This window comes from Paenibacillus dauci, assembly GCF_000971985.1.
In the GTDB taxonomy this organism is placed as follows: Bacteria; Bacillota; Bacilli; order Paenibacillales; family Paenibacillaceae; genus Saccharibacillus; species Saccharibacillus dauci.
The window spans coordinates 103,018-122,936 of the sequence record NZ_LAQQ01000008.1 but is presented as its reverse complement, the minus strand read 5'-3'; the positions used below and the strand labels follow the sequence as shown (position 1 = coordinate 122,936).

18 protein-coding genes are annotated in these 19,919 nt (G+C 49.1%); 15 read left to right on the top strand and 3 right to left on the bottom strand.

Going from position 1 to position 19,919, the window contains the following annotated elements; genetic code table 11:
- Positions 1-7: 7 nt before the first annotated feature.
- Complete coding sequence (locus WH46_RS20955; protein ID WP_017811689.1) at positions 8-1,621, top strand: gamma-glutamyltransferase family protein; 1,614 nt, start codon at positions 8-10, stop codon at positions 1,619-1,621.
- A 174-nt stretch (positions 1,622-1,795) separates the two neighbouring features.
- Here WH46_RS20955 and WH46_RS20950 read toward each other — a convergent pair whose 3' ends face one another.
- On the bottom strand, positions 1,796-2,203 hold the full coding sequence (locus tag WH46_RS20950; RefSeq protein ID WP_046228218.1) for an Lrp/AsnC family transcriptional regulator: 408 nt from the start codon (positions 2,201-2,203) through the stop codon (positions 1,796-1,798).
- Between the two features lie 138 nt (positions 2,204-2,341).
- Here WH46_RS20950 and WH46_RS20945 point away from each other — a divergent pair, with 138 nt between their 5' ends.
- Positions 2,342-3,100, top strand: coding sequence for an MBL fold metallo-hydrolase (locus WH46_RS20945; protein WP_046228217.1), 759 nt, complete (start codon positions 2,342-2,344; stop codon positions 3,098-3,100).
- A 212-nt stretch (positions 3,101-3,312) separates the two neighbouring features.
- Here WH46_RS20945 and WH46_RS20940 read toward each other — a convergent pair whose 3' ends face one another.
- Both WH46_RS20940 and WH46_RS20935 read right to left on the bottom strand, forming a co-directional pair.
- Positions 3,313-3,978, bottom strand: a complete 666-nt coding sequence (locus WH46_RS20940) for a TVP38/TMEM64 family protein (protein WP_046228216.1) — start codon at positions 3,976-3,978, stop codon at positions 3,313-3,315.
- A 96-nt stretch (positions 3,979-4,074) separates the two neighbouring features.
- Positions 4,075-4,683: a TVP38/TMEM64 family protein gene (locus WH46_RS20935; RefSeq protein WP_046228215.1), complete on the bottom strand. Its 609-nt coding sequence runs from the start codon at positions 4,681-4,683 to the stop codon at positions 4,075-4,077.
- Positions 4,684-4,792: 109 nt separating this feature from the next.
- On the opposite strand from WH46_RS20935, the gene WH46_RS20930 reads away from it, so the two are divergent.
- From WH46_RS20930 to WH46_RS20870, 13 genes are all read left to right on the top strand, one after another.
- The gene (locus WH46_RS20930; protein WP_046228214.1) at positions 4,793-5,803 is read left to right on the top strand and encodes a potassium channel family protein; all 1,011 of its coding nucleotides are present in this window, start codon (positions 4,793-4,795) and stop codon (positions 5,801-5,803) included.
- A 270-nt stretch (positions 5,804-6,073) separates the two neighbouring features.
- Positions 6,074-6,844: a type I 3-dehydroquinate dehydratase gene (gene aroD, locus WH46_RS20925; RefSeq protein ID WP_046228213.1), complete on the top strand. Its 771-nt coding sequence runs from the start codon at positions 6,074-6,076 to the stop codon at positions 6,842-6,844.
- 215 nt (positions 6,845-7,059) lie between these two features.
- Positions 7,060-7,845 carry an SMI1/KNR4 family protein gene (locus WH46_RS20920; protein ID WP_046228212.1) on the top strand — a complete coding sequence of 262 codons (786 nt, stop codon included), beginning with the start codon at positions 7,060-7,062 and terminating at the stop codon, positions 7,843-7,845.
- A gap of 123 nt (positions 7,846-7,968) precedes the next feature.
- Positions 7,969-9,423: an SWIM zinc finger family protein gene (locus WH46_RS20915; protein WP_046228211.1), complete on the top strand. Its 1,455-nt coding sequence runs from the start codon at positions 7,969-7,971 to the stop codon at positions 9,421-9,423.
- Positions 9,424-9,442: 19 nt separating this feature from the next.
- Positions 9,443-11,311, top strand: a complete 1,869-nt coding sequence (locus WH46_RS20910) for a HEAT repeat domain-containing protein (RefSeq protein ID WP_082208477.1) — start codon at positions 9,443-9,445, stop codon at positions 11,309-11,311.
- Positions 11,308-12,408, top strand: coding sequence for an AAA family ATPase (locus WH46_RS20905; protein ID WP_046228210.1), 1,101 nt, complete (start codon positions 11,308-11,310; stop codon positions 12,406-12,408). Before WH46_RS20910 ends, WH46_RS20905 begins: the two co-directional genes overlap by 4 nt.
- Positions 12,409-12,470: 62 nt before the next feature.
- Positions 12,471-14,786: a DUF5682 family protein gene (locus tag WH46_RS20900; protein WP_046228304.1), complete on the top strand. Its 2,316-nt coding sequence runs from the start codon at positions 12,471-12,473 to the stop codon at positions 14,784-14,786.
- 107 nt (positions 14,787-14,893) lie between these two features.
- A complete protein-coding gene (locus tag WH46_RS20895; RefSeq protein WP_046228209.1) occupies positions 14,894-16,120 on the top strand; it encodes a VWA domain-containing protein in 1,227 nt (408 codons plus the stop codon).
- Positions 16,121-16,356: 236 nt separating this feature from the next.
- Positions 16,357-17,142: a glucose 1-dehydrogenase gene (locus tag WH46_RS20890; protein ID WP_046228208.1), complete on the top strand. Its 786-nt coding sequence runs from the start codon at positions 16,357-16,359 to the stop codon at positions 17,140-17,142.
- Positions 17,143-17,179: 37 nt separating this feature from the next.
- Positions 17,180-17,935: a hypothetical protein gene (locus WH46_RS20885; protein WP_046228207.1), complete on the top strand. Its 756-nt coding sequence runs from the start codon at positions 17,180-17,182 to the stop codon at positions 17,933-17,935.
- Between the two features lie 169 nt (positions 17,936-18,104).
- A complete protein-coding gene (locus WH46_RS20880; protein ID WP_017811674.1) occupies positions 18,105-18,317 on the top strand; it encodes a hypothetical protein in 213 nt (70 codons plus the stop codon).
- A 125-nt stretch (positions 18,318-18,442) separates the two neighbouring features.
- A complete protein-coding gene (locus tag WH46_RS20875; protein ID WP_046228206.1) occupies positions 18,443-19,045 on the top strand; it encodes an SLOG family protein in 603 nt (200 codons plus the stop codon).
- A 99-nt stretch (positions 19,046-19,144) separates the two neighbouring features.
- Entirely contained in the window at positions 19,145-19,627 is a 483-nt protein-coding gene (locus WH46_RS20870; RefSeq protein WP_046228205.1) for a 2-thiouracil desulfurase family protein, read from the top strand.
- Positions 19,628-19,919 lie beyond the last annotated feature (292 nt).

The window sequence follows — 19,919 nt, the reverse complement described above, 5'->3', positions numbered from 1 at the left end:
GTATTCGATGATATCCTATGATCCTTTGTCTCACCCGTACCCATCCCAGCGTCATTCGGTCTATGCACGTAACGGAATGGTTGCTACTTCCCAGCCGCTGGCAGCACAGGCGGGGCTCGATATTCTGCGCAAAGGTGGCAATGCTATCGACGCCGCAATAGCTACTGCTGCCTGTCTTACGGTCGTAGAACCGACTTCCAATGGAATCGGTGGAGATGCTTTTGCCATCGTATGGGCCAAAGACCAGCTGCATGGTCTGAATGCCAATGGTCCGGCGCCTGCATCCATTTCTATAGATGCGGTAAAAGCTGCCGGACATGAGCGGATGCCTACCTATGGCTGGACACCCGTCACAGTTCCAGGTGTTCCGGCAGCATGGAAAGCGCTCTCGGACCGCTTTGGCAAGCTGCCGCTGAGTGAAGTGCTGCAGCCTGCTATTGATTATGCCGAGCAGGGATTCCCTGTTTCCCCAACACTCGGCTATTACTGGCAGCTCGCCTACAAGCGGTTCTCGGATACCCTGACCGGTGAACAATATCGCAGCTGGTTTGATACCTTCGCACCGGATGGACGTGCACCGCGAATCGGAGAAATGTGGCGTTCCCCTGGGCATGCGGCCACACTCCGCAGTATTGCAGAGACCGGTGCGGAATCCTTTTACCGTGGAGAACTGGCTGAGCAGATCGATGTGCATTCGCGGCAATACGGCGGATTTCTGCGCAAAGAAGATTTGGCAGCTTTTGCTCCCGAATGGATCGATCCGATCTCGGTTAACTACCGGGGCTATGAGGTATGGGAGATCCCGCCAGCCGGTCAGGGACTGATTGCCCTGATGGCACTGAATATTCTCAAAGGCTACGAATTCACCGGTCGTGATACAGTCGATACCCATCACAAGCAGTTCGAAGCGATGAAGCTGGCATTCAGTGATGGACTTCAATACATTACACAGGAAGACAAAATGACAACGCGAGCCGAGCATCTGCTATCGGATACGTATGCTGCCGCGCGGCGTGTACTGATTGGAGATGAAGCCCTTGAGCCGAAGCCGGGCCAGCCGCAGGCAGGAGGGACAGTCTACCTTGCGACAGCTGATAGCGAAGGGAATATGGTGTCTTATATTCAGAGCAATTATATGGGCTTTGGCTCAGGAATTGTGATTCCGGGTACAGGTATCGCCATGCAAAACCGCGGTCATTCGTTTGCACTTGATCCTGCTCATGACAATCGTCTGGAACCGGGCAAAAAAACATACCATACGATTATTCCCGGCTTTCTGACCAAGGACGGCAAGCCGATCGGCCCATTTGGCGTGATGGGTGGATTTATGCAGCCCCAGGGACATGTTCAGGTTGTGATGAATATGATCGACTTTGGCCTGAACCCGCAGGCAGCTCTGGATGCACCAAGATGGCAATGGCTGGAAGGCAAAGTCATAGAAGTGGAACACGGCTTCCCAGATCATCTCGCCCAGAGTCTGATGCGTATGGGACACCAGATCCGCCGCGCCAACAGTGCCGGCAGCTTTGGACGCGGTCAGATCATTCTTCGCGATGAACAGACCGGCGTCCTGATCGGTGGCACAGAAATGCGTACAGATGGTGCTATTGCTTCCTGGTGATTCTAAATCTTTTTATCCAGCCCTAAAAATATCAGCAGCACTATATAAATATCAACAAGAATAAAAAGTAAGGATAGACGCCAGCAATCCATGCCTGAGATCTACCCTTGCTTTTTTGGAGACATATTCATTACTGGCAGTCACTATCTCAAATACCACTACTCCAGCAACCAATCATTTGTTGATCACAATCGACAGCTTGTAATTGACATGCCGATTAAGGCCCACTAGAAACTCGTCCAGCACTGCATTGGACGGAAACTGGCATTCCAGCAAATAACAGCTGTCTCCGCTGATTTTATAGTTGTGAATCACAAATGGTTCCTGCGTTTTCAAAAAGGAAAGATAAGGCTGATGATACGTGTTCTGCGTGAAAATACTGATAAAAGCATGTACCGTATAGCCTACCTTTTCCTGATTAACCCTGATCGTATAACCTTCGATAATGCCCTGATCCTCCAGCCGGGCTAACCGGGAAGAAGCTGCTTGTCCGGTGAGGTGTACCTTTTCACCCAACTGCTTCATCGTGATCCGGCTGTTACGGGACAGCTCCTCGATAATCTGTTTGTCGACTTGATCCATATCTATCCCAATCCTTTCAGAAATCAAGTCAAATGCTTCAAAGACTTGATCTTATCCATGTAAACCATAATTTCTCCCAGTATAAAATAGAGGTACAGCCAAATACAAATCTCATTTCCATACAAAGGAGTATTAATTATGAATATACAACTTATCCGCAATGCCACACTGGTGATCCAATATGCAGGCAGAAAATTTCTGGTCGATCCGTTTCTGGCCGAACAAGGTGTTTATCCACCATTTTCCCCTTCACTGCGCGATGATCAGATGAATCCGCTGGTCGGTCTGCCTGTTCCGGTAAAGGACATTATCGACGTGGATGCAGTAATCGTGACGCATCTCCATCTGGATCATTACGATGACGCTGCCAAACAACTGCTGCCCAAAGACATCAAAATGTTCGTACAAAACGAAGAAGACGCCGTGCAGGTGAAGCAGGATGGATTCGTTAATGTAGAAGTACTGCAGGAAAATACACTTTTCGAAGGAATCCAGCTGATCAAAACCAAAGGCGAGCATGGCCGCGGCGAGATCCTTCAAAGAACCGGTCAGGTATGCGGCGTCGTACTCAAGCATCCCGAGGAGAAGAATCTGTATATCGCCGGTGACACCGTCTGGTACAGCGCAGTACAGGAAGTTATCGATACCCACCAGCCGCAGGTTATCGTTGTTAATGGCGGAGATAATCAGTTCCTGGAGGGCGGTTCGCTCGTCATGGGTAAAGAAGATATATATGAAGTGTATCAGGCTGCACCGCAGGCACATATCCTCTCGGTGCATATGGAAGCCGTGAACCACTGGGCATTGTCGAGAGCGGAATTGAAAAGTTATGCTACGGAAAAAGGCATGTCCGATCGGCTGCTGGTACCGGAAGATGGCGAAGCATATACTTTTTGATAAGGATCAAACGATGCTGACGATAAAGATGTAGCAGCCTTTTCAAAAACAGATGACCAGATGAATGTACGTAAAATCTGCTGTTAATAAGGATGAAATGAAGATACAAATACCCAAACAAGCAATAAAAAAGAGATCCTCTACAGGTCTCTTTTTTTATAAATTCGGATTATAATTTCGTTAACGATGATTGGTTATCGCGATTATCTTGCTTACAATCCGGTCTTGCAGCTCTGAGGTTCCTGCTCTAATTCCAATTCGCCGATAACTATCGTCTTCGCATTGTGGCGTCCAAACCAGCTATCCATTTTACGTGCGATCAGGAAGCCGATGGCGATAAACGCAACTACCGGTACCAGTTGCCATGGATTATCGAGATAGCTGTTCAGATCGGAGCCGATATACGATACGGTGAAAATCATAATTCCCCGTCCGAGCGCAGTCGCTGCGAGGAAAGAGCGAAAGCGAATGCCACTTAGCCCTGCAGCAATATGCATCATCGTAAACGGACCAAACGGCAGCAGACTGAGCATGAAAAGGTAAATAAATCCGTTCTTCTCAATCCATTCGAGACTTTTACTGACACTTTTGCGGTGGGCAAATCGCTGAACATATTCATAATGGGACAGCTGACGTACCAGACCGAATACCGTCAGAATACCAGCCATGATGCCGATCCAGGAAAATACAAAGCCTGCCCATAATCCATTGGAAGCTCCATTGAGCCCGATCACTACAATTGTAGGGAGTGGAGGAATAAAGGAAATCAGAAAAGCCAGCAGCATGCTGCCTAGAGGCCCGAACGACTGGTACTGCTCCATAAGCTGTGTAATTCCCTGCTCATTCAGCGCGGAAAGCAGCTGTGTTGTTATTTCCATGCAGTCAAATCCTCTCTCCATCGTTCGCTGGGTAACATTGTTAATAGGTTATTACCCATCTGCACCCCCGGTGACATGGTGTGAAAGAGAATCTTTTTACATATTATCCTGGTCTTTGCGGCTGAAATAAGCTTCGATCCGGCGGCTGATGACCAGACAGATAAAGATAAACAATACTACCCACACCAGATACCAGGGCTGTTCCCAGTACAGTGCAAAGTCTGCTCCAATAAAAGACACTGCAAATACCATTACACCCCGTCCGAATAAAATAGCGATCAGGAACGAGCGGAAACGGATTCCGCTGAGACCGGCAGCAAGATTGAGCAGTGTAAATGGGCCAACCGGGAACAGACTCAGCAGAAATACATAATTGAACCCATTATCCCTGACCCAGCGCCTTGTCCGTTCGACGCGTGGACGCTGTACGATCCGGGTCAGATAACGGTGCTGCGACAGCTTGCGAATCAGTAGAAAAGCCGTGAGAGAGCCTCCGATAATACCGATATAGGAGTACAGGAATCCCAGCCATAGCCCATATACAGCAGCGTTAACCCCGAGTACGACAATAGTAGGCATCGGCGGAATAAAGGATTTGAGAAAAGGAATCAGAATACTGATCAGCGGACCGAGTGACCGATAATCGTTCATCCAGCGTCTCAGATTCTCCTCGTTAATAGCAGATAGTAGTTCCGATATATCCATGGTATGTATATCCTTTCAATTCGTAGGATCATTTCTATTTATTATAACAATATGTGTAGCCGCAGAATGGTCTATCGTGATATTTTATGAAAGTAGAGGAGGAGAAGCTATGCATATTATTATCAGGATATCCCGTAAGCTGCTGCGGATGCGCAAATCCGTGCTGGCCGCGACTACGATCCTGTTTGTACTGCTCAGTTCGACAATCGCTTATGCCCTGGAGCCAGATACCTTTACCCATTGGTTCAATGCGCTCTACTGGGTGCTGACGACGATGGCGACGGTAGGATATGGGGATTATTTCATGGAGTCGATTGTGGGCAAGATTTTTACTATTTTCCTATATATCTTTGGTATTGGCCTGCTCAGTCTGATTATCGGCAAAATTATCGACTCCCTTGGAGAATACAATCGCAGAAAGGAAGCGGGCAAATTGGCGTATACCGGCAAGAATCATGTGATCATTATCAACTGGAGCAAAAAAGCACAGTATGCGATTGACGAGCTATTTTCCAGCAATCCGGAGCTGGATATCATCATTATCGATGAACTGGAAAAGCATCCGCACGACCATCCACAAGTCCATTATGTTCATGGAGATCCGACGCGGGACGAGACGCTGAACCAAGCGAATATCCAGCAGGCGCAGTCGGCTATTATTTTCGCGGATTCCCGGATTGATGATGCTTCACTGGTCGATGGCAAGTCGCTGCTGGTAGCATCCAGTATTGAACGGCTGTCTCCTCAGGTACATACTACAGTAGAAATTATGCTGGAAAACCATATCAAGAATTTTCACCATATTCATATTAATGAATTTGTATTGTCCCATGATGCCATCTCCCGATTGGCGGTACGATCCGCGCTGAATGAAGGCAATAACGATATTATCAACCAGCTGCTCAACCGCCGTTATGGTGAAGATCTGTTCCCGATCGTCCCGCGGCCGGAATGGAAAACATACGGAGATGCTTTTCAGCAGTTGTTATCTCTGGGAGCAACGTTGATTAGTGACCGCAATGATATGACGATTAATCGCAAGCTATCCGAGACGATCCCTACGGAAGCCCGATTGTTCATACTGTGTGATGACGAAACCTATCGCAAAATTGCCGGTTGAACCTATGGGCCAGATGCTGGAAAGCAGGCACAGATGAATAGTAGTTTGCGTGATTGAATAAGAATATGGAGACGGACGAATCTGCAGTTATTTTGCCCTTTCAGGAGTGGTATAAAGGGGTATAGGATCAATAGCAGAACGAATGAAGCACAGGCGGTTATTCGGGCAGTGGCGCATATTCGGTTCGCCAAGGTAATACAATTGTGCTGATTTCAATTTCCGTATATACTTCATTCAACTGGTATAGACTAGACAAAGGAGTAGTTGAAAATGGCTCAGACAATCAAACCTGTAATTGCCAAGCATGTAAGCATCGGAGAAGGCATACCGAAGATCTGTGTATCCCTTATTGGCACAACGATAGAGGAAATTCGTCAGGAAGCGCTGGCGATGCAGGCAGCAGATGTAGATGTAGTCGAATGGCGCGTCGACTTCTATGAAGAGGTAGAAGACACTGGCAAAGTCAAAGAAGCGCTCAACAGCATCCGGGCGATTCTGCCATCCCGTCCGCTGATCTTCACATTCCGCACAAGCCGGGAAGGTGGAGAGCGTGATATTGATGAGGACGCCTATTTCCGTTTGAACGAGGAAGTAATTCTTGCGGGTCAGGCAGATCTGGTGGATATCGAACTGTTTATGAATGAAGATCGTATTCGTTCGATCATTGATATGGCTCATCAGCATGATATGCATGTTATTATCTCCAATCATGATTTCCAGCAGACACCGCCCAAAGAAGAACTGCTGTCCCGTATGCATAAGGCGCTGGAGCTTGGCGGGGATATTCCCAAAATATCCATGATGCCGCAAAAAAACAGCGATGTGCTGACTCTGCTGGATGCTACCTGCACCATGCATGAACAGACCAATCATCCTATCATCACAATCTCCATGTCCGGTAAAGGCATGGTTAGCCGGATAGCCGGCGAATTATTCGGCTCGGCGCTGACATTCGGTTCCCTGCGCAATGAGTCCGCACCGGGACAGGTGCCTGTACAGGATCTGCGCCAGACGCTCAAGCTGTTCCATGCCAATCTGTAGGGAGAGTTTCCTTTTACGATACGAATGTACGGCAGCAGCATGGCTTGTGAGGCGAGCAGTAGCTATATGGATAGTAGGCAAACAACAGGATACACCACAGCGTAGAATCAGCTGCAACTCATGGCATACATATGCGAATATGTATGCCATTTTTGCATTGATACGGGCTGACATGATTAGATAGGAACAGATATCCGAATCAGGAGGGATTACATATGTACTTGGTATCCAATCATTTGCAGACGGTAACCAGACAGCAGCTGCAACTGCTGGAACAGGAATGGAGTATCAGCCTGCCGCCATCTTATATACAGTTTCTGGAGCAGTATGGGCAGGGAACCTATTGCGGCTTATTGAACGTGGAATATCCCGATCATGAGCGTCTGCAGGAGTTTGCGGAATACGAGCTGTGGGAGCATGATGAGCAGAGTCCGATCACACGGGAGCAATTGACTGAATGTATTGTGATCGCCACGACGATCGATGGCGATTTTGTAGCAGTGCATCCGGGAGTGGAATCCCTGATCTGGCTGCCCCGGCATTCAGAGATCATCGAGCGGCGCAGCTGCGGAGAGCAGTCATGGGTAGAATGCATGGAGCAGTGGATAGAGGCTGCTTACGGTCCGCGGGATCTTGCGGAGACAGAGCGCTATTTTGAACCATGGAATAATCGACAGCAGCATCTGTTCCTGATGCTTGGTACACAAAAAGCTATATCTGATGGTCCATCTGGTGGCACGGAAGATGCTGAATCTGGGAGTGCAGTAAATAATCTGGCAGACATCGCCCGTCAATGTGCAGCGGTTATGAAGCCGGATTTGATCATCGATAATGCATATAGCGGACTGCACTTTTTCCGCCAGTTCAATGGATATGTTCGGTTTAATTACGCCTATGGCAGAGAAGTGGCTGTCTTTTATGAAAAAGAAGAACCTCAGGAAGGAAATGGAAGTTTCCTGGTTCGTCTGCTGCAATTTATGCGTGAACACGATATACAATAACAATAGGACAAAATACCCCTTCAAAAATACGAACACTTGTTCTAAAATAAAAATGAAGATTCGTGTAACACGCTCATATTTAGGGATGGGTACAGTTACACGATAGATCAGGGAGGTTTTTTTATGGGATTGGAACTTACGGAAGCCTACATAGACGGAATGGCACCGAATGCAGCCGCAATCAAGAATGCCAGAGGACTTATTCAAAAAAGAAAGCTGGTGCAGCTTAATCGTACAGCAGATGATACATTACTATTTGGCGAATGCGCAGGCAGTGGCAAAAGCAATTATGTCTGCTCGGCCGACTTTATTCAGCCTGACAAACCGGTCACGCGATGCAGCTGTCCAAGCCGTCAGTTTCCCTGCAAGCATGCACTGGCGATTATGTATGCCTATGCAGCAGGTGAATCATTTGCTGTCGCCGAAGTCCCAGAGGACATTGTATCCAAACGCGAAAAGATAGAGAAAAAGGAAGAGAAGCAGACCCAGACGGCTGCCCAGGAACAGGACCCTGTCAAAGCCGCCAAAAAGAAAGCAACCAGCAAAAATGCATTGAAGAAAAAAGTACAGGCCCAGCTGGATGGACTGGATGCTCTCGAAAAACTGCTGTTGACCCTGATTCGGGATGGTCTCGGTACGATCGATGCCAAAACCGTCAAAATGATCAATGAACAGGTCAAGCAGATGGGCAATTATTATCTGACTGGAGCACAGAACGAGCTGCGCAGGTTGGCTCTGTTGCTAGCGGAGAAGAATAATCGTGAACAGCATTATACATATATCATCGCCCAGATGACCCGCCTGCATGCACTTATTCAAAAAGGCCGTCGTCATCTGCAAGCCAAGCTGGATGATCCAGAATTGGCACTGGATGCGGAATCCACCATAGAAGAATGGCTGGGACATGCCTGGCAGCTGAGCGAACTTCAGGAATACGGCAAAATGACCGAACAGGCCGAACTGATCCAGCTATCCTTTATCAGCTATGACGATCCCGGCCGTCAGGAATATATTGATCTGGGATACTGGATGGAGATGGGCACTTCCCATATTTACCGTACCCTGCAGTATCGTCCTTACCGTGCAGCCAAGCATCTGCGGGAAGAGGATAGCTTTATGGAAATAGCTGCTGTACCTTCATTGTATCGATATCCGGGCGATCTCAATCCACGTGTACGCTGGGATGGAATGACGACCAGAGCGATTAAGCCGGAAGATATCCAGAAGGTACGTGAACAGGCTCAGCATTCGTACGCCGATATTGTCAAACAGGTCAAAAACCAGCTCAAAAACCCACTTGCCGATGAACATCCGGCTATGTTGATTCATGCTGCAGAGATTTGCGGCATATCTAGTGGAGGATATGCGATTACGGATGGCAATGGACAGCATCTGGTGCTGGGTAGCGTCGGAGGCATGTACCCGGATACAGTCCAGCTGCTTTCTTTCCTGCCTGCGGATCAGCTGCGTGATGTAGCTGTACTTGGCATTTTTGAACATCGCATGGATACGGGCGAGCTGGTACTACAGCCGCTATCGATTGTGACGAATGATACGATTGTCAGACTTTTATACTGAGAAGGACAGGAGGGAGAAAATGATGAGTACAGCATTATTACAGGAAGTCTATCAGGAAGTGCGTCGTTTATATATTGCAGGCAGTGAGCTGTCCGCAGGGGATTTCCGTCTGCAGAAGCTGCTGCCCCGCGTGGAGCAGCTCGGAGAACGGGCGGCCGTATTTCAAAAGATTGCCGAGGGAATCCGGGAACTGATCAGTCCACAGGGTGCCACCGGAGAAGAATCTGCTTCGGCAGTCAAGCTGCAGCGTCTGGCCCTGCTGCTATCTTCCGTACTGCGTACCCAGGGTAGCACAACAGCAGCAGGTGAATTGCAGCCTGTAGCATCCCGCCCAGCTTCGTTGACCACGACCTATACATATCGCAAAATCGCTCCACTGCAGCAGGCGCTCACTACAACAGGAGGCGGCCGTTATGAAGTGGTAAAAGAAGCATTTGCCGCAGGCATTTTCCAGGATCTGCGCACTCTGCCACTCGCACTTGGGGCATTGAACGATGCTTATGTCGAGATTGCCGAAATGGCTACCGAGCAGATTCTGCCGGCTTATGGTTCATCGATTATTCCGTATATGCTGGATCACTTTGACCCATCAGGTGGACGACTGGAAGCACGCAAGCTCAAAGTGATTTATCGTACGGGCGGCGCTGATTATATGCAGTTGTATGCCGATGCAGCAGAATCTGGTTCGGAGGAAGTGCGAACGACGGCAATAGCGATGCTCAAAGGTCATGAGGCATACACACCATCACTGATCCTCTGGACTCGTGACAAAAAGAAAAATATTCGTGAAGCGGCTTATTCTGCCCTTGCCGGCAGTCGTTCCCAGGATGCTATGGATTGCCTTTATCATGCATTTCACAGCAAGGATATCGAACTGGTTACCAACGGGCTTAGAGAAGGCATGGCTGAGGAATTGACTGAAAAGCTGCTGCTGGATTACTGGAAAGATGTAGAGCAGATACTGGCAGAAAAAGAGGAGAAGCAGCTGGACAAGCTGCAGGTACGGATTGAAGCGTATGTATCGTTATTCTCATCAATGGATCATGCTTTGCTCAACAAATTGTATTATCTGATTCTGAATCATTACAGCCAATTTGCCCAGGATAGATGGTATCTGCTGATGAATCAGGTAGTCTATTATGTTGAACAATATGGAGAGCGTGAGATGCTGCCGCTGATGTTCCAGCTGGAAGACTACCGGGAGGCCTACCTGCCTTATGCGTTTCGGATGGCACATCGCCTGCTGTCGCCTGCCGAACTCTATGAGCATTATGTAGGCAAGGAAGGATTACTTCAGGCAGGTGTAGTTTCCAAGAAACGCAGAGCAAGACTGCCCAAGCTGAGACAATCCATATACAGTCTGCTGATTCGGGACGAGGTCGAGCCGGCGCTTGGCACGGCGTATGGGTCCGAGGAAGAACGTATGGCTTATACACTCCGGCTCATCCCTATGGAAGAAGTAGAACAACAATGGGATGCACGCTGGCTGGACTGGGCTGTGAAAATAGATGATTCGGAGCTGGCAGCAGCACTGGTACGTCCGGGTATGCCTGATATACAAGTGTACTTGATCGACAAATTAAAAAAGAATCCGGAATTCCGCAATCGCTGGGCACCGATTATTTTGCAGGGGCTGGATCGGAGCGGCATTTCCCGAGAAGACAAGCGTGAGCTGCTGTGGTATACGCTGGATGACAAGCGCAATACCAGCATGTATACGCTGGACCCTTATATTGTACGTTCTCTGCTGGAGCTTCCGGTAGAAGATATCGAACGCCTGGAAGCATTGCTGGTTCATGAAGATAGCAAATCAGGCTCCAGGTTCCGCTACGAAGCCGCGACACAGCTGGAGTATGTTATTCACACACTGAAAGGGATGAGAGCATGAGTAACCAGGAATCGCTGCATGAAGTACTGAGACAATCTGCTGAACAGCTGTATGCCCATGAACTGGAGGCGCTGCGTCAGACAGACACCGGAAAAGTTCCGGCTGGATGGCAGATGTCACCGCAGGCTGTACTGACATTTATTACTGGTGGCAAAGCCGGTAAGGTAGATATCACACCCAAATATATTGGTAATCGCAGACTGGTAGAGATGGCAATTGCTACACTGGTAACGGACCGTGCCCTGCTGCTGATCGGTGAGCCGGGTACTGCCAAGTCCTGGCTGTCGGAGAATTTGACAGCTGCCATTTACGGACATTCCGGTCTGGTGGTTCAGGGAACAGCAGGCACAACCGAGGAGCATGTGCGTTACTCCTGGAACTATGCGATGCTGCTGGCGAATGGTCCAACACCGGAAGCACTGGTACAGAGCCCGATTATGCGAGCGATGGAAGCGGGCGGAATCGCTCGATTTGAAGAAATTTCACGCTGTGCTTCCGAAGTGCAGGATGCTCTTATCTCGATTTTGTCGGAGAAGACCATCTCTGTCCCCGAGCTGGGCAAAGAAATGAATGCCCGCAAAGGATTCTCGATTATCGCGACCGCCAATACAAGAGATCGCGGGGTAAACGAAATGTCGGCTGCGCTCAAGCGTCGTTTTAATATTATCGTACTGCCCGCACCGGACAGTATCGAGACCGAGATTGAAATTGTCAGAAAACGTGTCGGCGAGATTGCATCGGCATATGATCTGCAGGCAGCCGTTCCGGCAGAGGAAGCACTGCACAAAGTCGTAACGATTTTCCGGGAGCTGCGCAGCGGCATGACACTGGATAAGAAGAACAAGCTGAAATCACCGGCAGGCGTCATCTCGACAGCAGAAGCGATCTCCCTGTTGACCAATAGTATGGCTCTTGCTGCCAGCTTTGGCAGCGGTGAACTGACGGATGAAGATCTGGCAGCCGGACTTCAGGGGGCTATCGTCAAGGACGATGACAAAGACCGGATCGTCTGGAAGGAATATCTGGATAATGTAATGAAGAAACGCGGTGCAGACTGGCATGGACTGTATCATGCCTGCAAGGAGATCAACCAGTGAGTACCGGTAACGGTAACGGAGTGCATATTTTTGGCGTCCGCCACCTGTCCCCCGGCGGTGCAATGCATCTGCTGAGTGAGCTGGATCGTATCCAGCCGACAGCTGTATTGATTGAAGGTCCCGCAGATGCCACACCCGAAATCCGGCATCTGGTTCATCGCAAAACACGTCCACCGGTAGCCATACTTTCCTTTACGGCAGAACTACCGGTACGAACTGCCCTTTGGCCATTGGCAGAATATTCACCGGAATATCAGGCCATGAAGTGGGCAGCCGATCATAGAGCAGAGGCTTCTTTTATCGATCTGCCTTCTTCGGTCATGATTGCGCTGCAGGAAAAGCGGGATCTGGCGAGAAAGCAGCGCCCTGCACTAGGGGATGTTCCGACTGCCGAAGAGCCGGATGAACAGACAGAGCCGCTGTCACTGGAGGAAAGGGAGGAACTTTTCTCTGATCACCAGCATGGTTCCCTGTATGATCAAATTGCCAAGCTGGCAGGCGAAGATGACTATGAGATGTACTGGGAACGCAGCTATGAGCATAATCTGAATCCGGATGCTTACCGCGAAGCGATTCTGGCCTTTTCCGAACAGATGCGGGCGCTGACCGAAGAGCAGGAGAAGATCCATGCAACGGTAGAGTATGCTTATAATGCTGTTCGTGAAGCTTACATGTGCCGCAAAATACAGGATGCCATACAGCAGGGGCATCAGCCCGATCGTATTCTGGTTATTTGCGGAGCCTATCATGCAGCCGCTCTGCGTACATCGGTTCATATAATGACGGATGAGGAAATGAAGACATTGCCGCAGCGGCCTACCCGTCTGACATTGATGCCTTATTCGTATTACCGTTTGTCCTCGATGTCGGGTTATGGAGCCGGGAACCAGGCTCCTTATTATTACGAACTAATGTGGCAGCAGATGAAGAGTGGTGCGCTGGATGAACTGCCTCATCTTTATTTATCATCGGTTGCACGCCATCTGCGCCAGTCCGGAACCCACCGCTCAACAGCCGAAGTGATTGAAGCGGTACGGATGGCCCGTTCGCTGGCTGCCCTGCATCATGGCAGTGCGCCGGTGCTGCGTGATTTGCGCGATGCTGCCCAGACGTTGCTCGGGCATGGTGATCTGGCCGTTGTAGCCGAATCACTCGCTCATATCAATGTAGGTACCTCAATCGGTCATTTGGCCGAAGGAGTCAGCCAGACACCGATCCAGGATGATCTGAATCGCCTTTTCAAGGAGCTGAAGCTTGGCAAATACAAAACGACGGTAGCCACTGATCTCGTACTTGATCTGCGGGAGAATCGACGTGTTCGTACCGAAGCTTCGGCTTATCTGGATCTCAATCGGTCCTTTTTGCTGCATCGACTGCAATTGCTTGGAATTCGATTTGCCCAGCTGAAAAGCAGTGGACAGGAGCAGGCTTCCTGGGCCGAGCAGTGGGTATTGCAGTGGTCGCCCGAAGCGGAGATTCAGGTTGTCGAATCGACACTGCTGGGAGAGACGGTCGAAGTGGCAGCTGCCTATGTACTCCAGCAAAAATTGGAAGCCTGTACGACGATTGCGGAAGCATCCCGTCTGATTGTTACGGCCTGTGAATGCGGTATGGTTACCCAGCTGGAAAATGCCAGGCAGACCCTGCAGCGTCTCGCAGTAGATAATCAGGATGTGATCCAGATTGCTTCTGCGGCCAAAGGATTGTCGACCATCATACAATATGGCGATATTCGCCGTGTGCAGACAGAACCGCTGGTACCGCTGCTGGAGCAGCTGTTTATGCGTGCCTGCCTGTTCCTGACAGATAACAGCCAGTGCAAAGATGAAGTGGCAGCCGAGATGATGAGTGCGATTCACGAACTGAACACCATATCGCTGGATCATGGTGAAGCAGTGGATGAATCCTTATGGCTGCATGAACTGCAGCAACTGATGAGCAGAGATGATCTGAATGCCAAATTATCCGGGTTTGCCTGTTCCCTCTTGATGGAGCGGAATGTACTTGAGGCCTCACAGGCCTCTGCCGAAGTCTCGCGACGTCTATCACCGGGAGTCCCGGCAGAGCTTGGCGCCGGCTGGTTCGAAGGGTTATCCCAGCGCAATCGTTACATGCTGCTGTCGCGAATCAGTCTCTGGGAACAGCTCAGTGACTATATTGATGCACTGGAACAAGATGACTTTGTTCGTGCTCTTGTATTCCTTCGCCGCGCATTCAGTACATTTGCTCCGCATGAGAAAAATATGATTGCCGAACTGCTTGGAGAGATCTGGGGCGTTCATGCAGAACAGGTGGCCGAAGTGCTTACCGAAGAACTGAAGGCAGAAGAAACCAAAATGATCGATGATCTGAATGATTTTGATTTCGATGATTTTTAAATAGAAAACAGAAACGGCATTAACAGACTGGGAAGTAGAAGTAGAAGTAGAAGTAGAAGTGAAATCAGGATACGCGAATAAAATAAGAAGAGAAAGGAGTGACATGGATGACTGAGCAGTCCCCGGAGATGGGCAAGAATTTGTCGCGCTGGAGGTTAATTCTGGGTGCGGAAGCGGAGCAGCAGCTGGATTCTTTTGACCAGGCAGGTCATGGAGCGCTGACGGCAGAGGAACGAATTATGGATGAAGCACTCGCTGCTATCTATGATGATACTGGTGGTGGTAGTGGTAATAGCGGTCAGAGCGGCGGCGCAGGAGGCAGAGGAGCCGGTAATGGACAATCTGCTCCCCGCTTGTCCAAATGGTTGGGAGATGTACGCAGCTTTTTCCCGGAAGATATTGTCTCCATTATTCAGAATGACGCTATGGAACGTAAAGGCTGGAAACAGCTGTTATTCGAACCGGAAGTGTTATCCCAGGTCAAGCCGGATATCACGATGGTCGGCACATTGATGGCGCTGAAGGGCAAGATCTCCGAGAAGACCAAAGAGACCGCAAGACAGCTAATTCAGGCGGTAGTGGATGATCTGGTGCGGCGGCTGGAGCAGGATATCCGGCGTGCAGTAACAGGTGCGCTGAACCGTCGTCAGCATTCACCGCTGCCCTCGCTATCAGGGATAGACTGGAAAAGAACGATCCAGCGCAATCTCAAGCATTATGACAGTACACGCCGACAGATGATTCCGGAGAAATTTTATTACTTTGACCGGGCACGCCGCAGTCATGAATGGAAAGTTATCGTGGATATTGACCAGAGTGGCTCCATGGCAGAATCTATCATCTGGGCGTCTGTGACTGCCTCGATCTTCGCGAGTATGCCGGCTCTGGATACGCGAGTGGTTGCTTTTGATACTTCGGTTGTTGATCTGACAGAGCAATGCGCCAATGATCCGGTTGATATGCTATTTGGCATACAGCTGGGAGGCGGTACCAATATCGACAAATCGGTCGCCTACTGCGAAGAATTTATCGAAGAGCCCAAGAAGACCCTGTTTATTCTGATCTCCGATCTGTATGAAGGCGGCAGTCAGGCACGGCTGGTACGCAGAATGCGCGAAATGCGCGAATCCGGCGTCAAAACGCTGTGCCTGCTGGCTTTGTCCGATGAAGGCAAGCCATTTTACGACAAGCATCTGGCTCGTCAATTGACACGGGACGGCACGCCGAGCTTTGCCTGTACGCCTGCTCTTCTGCCTGCACTGGTTGAAGGCGCGCTAAAAGGACAGGACCTGAATGAACTGGTCACACGACTGGGTATACAGATGGATCAATAAGTGATTGTCTGCAATTTGCGGTTCTCTATATCAATACCATAATAATAGCTGAATGACAGCTAAATGCCGGCAGGATGTTTATTCGTCCTCATTTAAGTGTAACGATTCTTTGTATACTGCTAACCTGTTCCGCATGGTTATACACCGATATATCGCGAATAGCAGGTAAGGCAACAGACGATAATATGCCAAATAAAGGCTCACAAAGAACAATTACACATAGAGGAGGCAATATCATGTATCCGGATCTGGAAGGCAAAACAGTCATTGTTACCGGCGCAGCAACAGGAATTGGACAGGCGATCGCCCTGCGTTTTGGGCAGGAAAAAGCTAATGTGGTGATTAACTACCACAGCAACCACGATGGTGTGGAAGAGACGATCCAGAAGATCAAGGAAGCGGGCGGACAGGCAATTGATCTGCAGGGCGACATGTCCAAGGAAGAAGATGTAGAAAAGGTAATCCAGACAGCACATGACCATTTTGGCAGTATGGACATTATGATCAATAATGCCGGTATGGAGAACGAGGTACCGTCGCATGAGCTGACTCTGGATGATTGGAACAAAGTCATTAACGTCAATCTGACCGGTGCCTTCCTTGGCAGCCGCGAGGCGATTAAATATATGCTCAAGCACAATATCAAAGGCAGCGTCATCAACATGTCGAGTGTACACGAGATTATTCCTTGGCCACATTTTGTACACTATACGGCAAGTAAAGGTGGCGTGAAAATGATGACCCAGACCCTGGCGATGGAATATGCGCCTAACGGTATCCGGGTCAACTCGATCGGACCGGGAGCGATCAACACACCGATCAACGCTGAGAAATTCTCTGATCCCAAAGAAAAAGAGAAAGTCGAAAAGCTGATTCCTATGGGTTATATCGGCAAACCGGAAGAGATTGCTGCTGTTGCCGCATGGCTGGCTTCGTCGGAAGCGAGTTATGTAACGGGCATTACTCTCTTTGCTGACGGCGGTATGACCAAATATCCTTCATTCCAAGGCGGTAATGGCTGAGTCTACACACCTGTAGCGGATAAGGAGTGGAACAATTATGATTTCCCTGAATCCATCAAGTACCAGTCCTGCAGTGCAGCTGTATCCCGAGCCTGCCCAGGTGCTGGATAATCCGGCGTTATCTTGTTATTTTCTGCCGTTGATGTCATTTACCCATGAGTATCTGGAAGATCAGCAGGCGTATACCATCCATCTGTTCGGCACGGAGGGATTATCTTGCATATCGCCTCGTCCGTATGCAGAGGATGGGATTCACGGATTTGATTATAATGAAGGACGTTATCGGTATCTGGGCGATCCGGCAGCTTTTGGCGAGTATCACAACGTCTCCGAAGTGTATGGCTGGCTGCTGGAGGACTTTAACCGGAACAGCGAATATTATTTGCATGAGCATATCAGTGCTGCCGATTATGGAGCCAATGTGCAGGTTGCGCTGAATAGTATCGCTACGTTTGATTCCCGCCGTTATGCGGAGGGGATTTATAGCTATCTGTATACGCGGACCCATTATCAGCGGACCGGTGAACTACGGCGAATCTCCGAGTTGACCGGTAATCAGGCACCCACCAACGACCATTTGCTGATGGATCGTCTGACTGCACAGGAACTTGGACAGCCACTGATTAACGAACGTTCCCATCAGACCCAACACACTTATCATCTGCGACCAGAGATGATTGTTGGCGGTACGGAACGCAGCCGATTCATGTCACCCTCGGGTCAAGGGGCTATATTGGCAGCATTCGATGCAGATACCAAGCAGGTATATCTGCTGAATCCGTCCTCCTTATAAAGTCACTGAACAAGCAAACAGATAAGCAGCCGCAAAAGCAATCCGTTCCTGCTATCGCAGCTTTTTCCGGGTTGAAGATGGAATGCTTTATTCCCATAACAGCCACTAACCAAAAGTAGCTGTAGAGTTGCTGCGCACGGTGTGTTATCATCTAGCTGAGGTGAGTACAATGACTACAGAACAACCATCCCAGCCATCCGGAGAGCAATCCGTAGAGGCGAAGAAACTGAGCCAGGCAGAAGCAGCCAAAAAACTGCTGGCACAGAAGAAACAAAACAACCAGGGCAAAGGCCCGGGTGGTCAGACTGCAAGCGGCGGCCAGAAGATGAAAAGCCAGATGACCAAAAAGGTAAACAATCAGCGTAAAAAAATGGGAACCTAATTCTCTGCATTAGCAGAACTTCCCTGAGAACCAGTTCAGTATGACTGAGCTGGTTCTTTATTTTGTCTATATCTACCTGTGGTATGATAGTACGGAAGAATGACGGAAGCGGAGGAACACAGCATATGAAGAACTTAATGGTCACTGGCTATCGTGCGCATGAACTGAATATTTTCGGACAAAAGCATGAAGGCATTGTCTATATCCAGCAGGCGATTCGCAGCAAGCTGATTCCGCTGATCGAAGAAGGACTGGAGTGGGTGATTACCCCCGGACAGTACGGTGTCGATCTCTGGGCATGTGAAGTGGCGATCGAGTTGAAGCAGCAGTATCCGCAGCTGCGGGTGTCGATTCTGTCTGCTTTTGCGAATGCGGAAGAGCGGTGGAGTGATGACAAGAAAGAATACTATAATGAGGTACTTAAAGGTATTGATTTCCATGGTATTGTGAGCAACCAGCCATATCAGGGCATCTGGCAGTTCAAGGCGCGAGATGAACTGCTGTTTCGTAAAACAGATGGCATTTTGCTCGTTTACGATGAAGATGCCGGTGAAGGTAGTCCGCGTTTTTTCAAAGAAGAAGCACTGAAAAGACAGCAGGAAGAGGGTTACCTATATATCAGCATCAGCTCGGAAGATATTCAGACCATTGCGGATGAACAGCGTATGGAGGAGCAGTTTGAAGAAAGTTTCGAGGAGAAAGTGACAGATTCGTTTGAGGAGATATGATCGTATACTTAGCGTTATTAGATGAAGAAAATAGATGATAAAAGAGCCGCTTACGGTCTGTATTCATCTGATAATCGTCTTAAAGGGAGGGGAACACCAATGATTGGAATTAGTGCTTGTCTAACTGGAATCGCCTGTCGTTACGATGGTAGAAGCAATCGGATCATTCCACTGGACGAAATGGTAACTTCCGGTCGAGCGGTGGCTTTCTGTCCGGAAGTGCTGGGCGGCATGAGTACGCCAAGAGATCCAGCAGAGATTGTCGGCGGTACAGCAGAGGATGTATGGGCAGGACATGCCCGTGTCATGACAGTATCGGGTGAAGATGTGACAGACGCATTCAAGCAGGGAGCACAACAAGCTCTTGTACAAGCGAGGCAGGCGGGTATTACCGTCGCTGTGCTCAAAGCAAACAGCCCCTCCTGTGGCAGTCAGATGGTGTATGACGGAACATTTACAGGAAACAAAGTCGTGGGTTCCGGATTGACGGCTGCATTGTTCCGGCGCAACGGTATCGAGGTAGTCGACGAACATACTTGTGCCGCTTTGCTGGCAGCAGAACAGAAAGACGGCATGGACTAAATGCTGACTCTGTACAAAAGCAAGTTGAAATACAGATAGTGAGTGCTACCCTTTCAAAGCCAAAGCCAAAGCCAAAGCCAAAGCCAAAGCCAAAGCCAAAGCCAAAGCCAAAGCCAAAGCCAAAGCCAAAGCCCGACGTATAGTTTTAATGTAAAAAGCGGCTCTTCGAGAGTTGCTTTTTTACTTTGTTAATGTACTAATTTGCACTTTATATTTTATGTTTTTATAAAGGAATATACTGAATCCTGCATTATGGCAATGCATCGTTTTTCGATTGTTGACCGGATCAGTT

Coding starts and splice junctions, on each gene's coding strand:
- WH46_RS20885 (WP_046228207.1), top strand. CDS start 17,180: ATGATTTCCCTGAATCCATCAAGTACCAGTCCTGCAGTGCAGCTGTAT.
- WH46_RS20905 (WP_046228210.1), top strand. CDS start 11,308: ATGAGTAACCAGGAATCGCTGCATGAAGTACTGAGACAATCTGCTGAA.
- WH46_RS20955 (WP_017811689.1), top strand. CDS start 8: ATGATATCCTATGATCCTTTGTCTCACCCGTACCCATCCCAGCGTCAT.
- WH46_RS20875 (WP_046228206.1), top strand. CDS start 18,443: ATGAAGAACTTAATGGTCACTGGCTATCGTGCGCATGAACTGAATATT.
- WH46_RS20900 (WP_046228304.1), top strand. CDS start 12,471: ATGCATCTGCTGAGTGAGCTGGATCGTATCCAGCCGACAGCTGTATTG.
- WH46_RS20950 (WP_046228218.1), bottom strand. CDS start 2,203: ATGGATCAAGTCGACAAACAGATTATCGAGGAGCTGTCCCGTAACAGC.
- aroD (WP_046228213.1), top strand. CDS start 6,074: ATGGCTCAGACAATCAAACCTGTAATTGCCAAGCATGTAAGCATCGGA.
- WH46_RS20880 (WP_017811674.1), top strand. CDS start 18,105: ATGACTACAGAACAACCATCCCAGCCATCCGGAGAGCAATCCGTAGAG.
- WH46_RS20930 (WP_046228214.1), top strand. CDS start 4,793: ATGCATATTATTATCAGGATATCCCGTAAGCTGCTGCGGATGCGCAAA.
- WH46_RS20895 (WP_046228209.1), top strand. CDS start 14,894: ATGACTGAGCAGTCCCCGGAGATGGGCAAGAATTTGTCGCGCTGGAGG.
- WH46_RS20915 (WP_046228211.1), top strand. CDS start 7,969: ATGGGATTGGAACTTACGGAAGCCTACATAGACGGAATGGCACCGAAT.
- WH46_RS20920 (WP_046228212.1), top strand. CDS start 7,060: ATGTACTTGGTATCCAATCATTTGCAGACGGTAACCAGACAGCAGCTG.
- WH46_RS20890 (WP_046228208.1), top strand. CDS start 16,357: ATGTATCCGGATCTGGAAGGCAAAACAGTCATTGTTACCGGCGCAGCA.
- WH46_RS20910 (WP_082208477.1), top strand. CDS start 9,443: ATGATGAGTACAGCATTATTACAGGAAGTCTATCAGGAAGTGCGTCGT.
- WH46_RS20870 (WP_046228205.1), top strand. CDS start 19,145: ATGATTGGAATTAGTGCTTGTCTAACTGGAATCGCCTGTCGTTACGAT.
- WH46_RS20935 (WP_046228215.1), bottom strand. CDS start 4,683: ATGGATATATCGGAACTACTATCTGCTATTAACGAGGAGAATCTGAGA.
- WH46_RS20940 (WP_046228216.1), bottom strand. CDS start 3,978: ATGGAAATAACAACACAGCTGCTTTCCGCGCTGAATGAGCAGGGAATT.
- WH46_RS20945 (WP_046228217.1), top strand. CDS start 2,342: ATGAATATACAACTTATCCGCAATGCCACACTGGTGATCCAATATGCA.